Source organism: Flavobacterium sp. (assembly GCF_965657075.1).
Classification (GTDB): Bacteria; Bacteroidota; Bacteroidia; order Flavobacteriales; family Flavobacteriaceae; genus Flavobacterium.
The window spans coordinates 1-1,885 of the sequence record NZ_CBFHMV010000058.1 but is presented as its reverse complement, the minus strand read 5'-3'; the positions used below and the strand labels follow the sequence as shown (position 1 = coordinate 1,885).

Genomic DNA, 1,885 nt, shown 5'->3' with positions numbered 1-1,885 from the left:
AAATTTTTCCCTTGCGCTCATTTAACAAAGGTAATTCTAATTTTTTATTTGGGCGACCTAAACGCCTATACCTATAAGATTATTAAAAATAACTTCATAAAAAAATATTTCTTTGGAGTGACAAGATTATGGATAAAATTCTTTTAAACTAAAGTTTCGGAGTTCTTAACTACCTATAAATCAGGTATTATTTTGTAAAAAAAGTTGCATAATTTAATGTAATTTATTAAATTTGAATTAGTTAGAGCCAAATTCAAATTACTTAAAAAATGCAACTAAACAAAGGTAAAAAAAGTTTATCAGAAATCAATAAATATTGCACTAAAAGCAATCTTTTTATAAATACGTTCGGGGATATATTGAAAGAATTTGATCTCAAATACATCAATTCTTTGTTGTCAAAATCTAAATTAAAAGGAGAAAATGCAGCAAAAATATTTCAAATTTTATTTGTTTTACAATATTTTGATTTTAAAAATATTCGCCGATTTTATCAATCTAAAAAATTCCAAAATATTGATTTTAAGAAAGATGTGTTTTATGATTTTATGAAAAATTCTAAAATAGATTGGAGAAACATTATGTATCTATTTGTAAAACAGGTTTTTAAAATCACTGAAAACAAAAGCGTTACAGCTATTGAACAAGAAAAAAAAGCTACTTTTTTTATAATTGACGATAGTTTATTAGAAAAATCAGGCAAAACAATTGAGCAAATTGGTAAAGTCTACGACCATTGCAGTCATGCATATAGTATTGGTATGAAGTTACTTACGCTTGGTTTTTGGAATGGTAAAAGTTTTATTCCGCTTGATTTTTCAATTCATAATGAACCTGGAAAAACAGGAAAAAGAGGATTAAAAAAGAAAGACCTTGATAATCAATTTACAAAAGAACGAACCACAGATTCGGCTGGATATAAAAGAGTAAAAGAAGTTGAGATAGATAAAATACAGATGTCTATTAATTTAATTTTCAATGCTTTAAAAAGAAAAATTTGTGCAAATTATGTTTTAGCAGACAGTTGGTTTGTTTGTGAGCCCTTTCTGATAGGTATTAAATCTTTGACAAAAGCAATTGATGTGATTGGACTAATGAAAACCAATAGAATTATAGAAATAAAAGGTCAAAAACACAAAGCAATTACTATTGCAGATTTGAAGAGAAATGAAATTCATTATTGCAAATCGTTTAAATGCCATTATATTTCGTTAGTTTTTACATATAAAAACATAGAAATGAAAGGATTTTGGGTTAGAATGAAAGGGCAAGATAGTTGGAAATTATTGATTTCTACCGATAAAAAATTGAGTTTTATCAATACAATGAGATACTATCAAATTCGCTGGAGTATAGAAGTTTTTTATAAAGATTGCAAACAAAACCTAGGTCTAAATACTTGTCAATCAACAGATTTAGATGCTTACTTTGCCCATTTATCAATAGTAATGATGAATTATATGGTATTGAGTTTAAGAAAAAGATTTGAAGATTATGAATCACTTGGCGAATTATTTAAGCACACAAAAGAGTTATTATTAGAGAAAAACCTAGTTGAAAAAATATGGGAAATCATTGTAGAACTTTATATTCAAATTTTCTCTGAACTTGGCGTTAATCTAGATTTTTTTATTAAAAAAATGGTAGAAATGAAAGAAAGCATTGAAGAATACATGAAAAACACTTTAGCAATACTTTCTCTAACAAATCAAAGGGCTGCCTGATTTTTTTGAATATATTTGCTCCGAAACTTTAGATTTTAATATGAAAAAAGTAATTTTATCAGCTTTTATGCTACTTGGTTTAGCATTTAGCTCGCAAGCACAGGAAATTTCTAAAAACGCTTTAGGCTTGCGTTTAGGAGATAATGACGGTTTTGGCGGTG

General features: G+C 26.9%; 1 protein-coding gene. It reads left to right on the top strand.

Going from position 1 to position 1,885, the window contains the following annotated elements; all coding sequences use genetic code 11:
* The first annotated feature begins 269 nt into the window (after positions 1 to 269).
* The gene (locus ACTF56_RS12970) at positions 270 to 1,724 is read left to right on the top strand and encodes an IS4 family transposase (protein WP_438967334.1); all 1,455 of its coding nucleotides are present in this window, start codon (positions 270 to 272) and stop codon (positions 1,722 to 1,724) included.
* The last annotated feature ends 161 nt before the right edge of the window (positions 1,725 to 1,885 follow it).

What these genes read in the sequence shown, in the direction of transcription:
- ACTF56_RS12970 (WP_438967334.1), top strand. Translation starts at nt 270, where the DNA reads ATGCAACTAAACAAAGGTAAAAAAAGTTTATCAGAAATCAATAAATAT.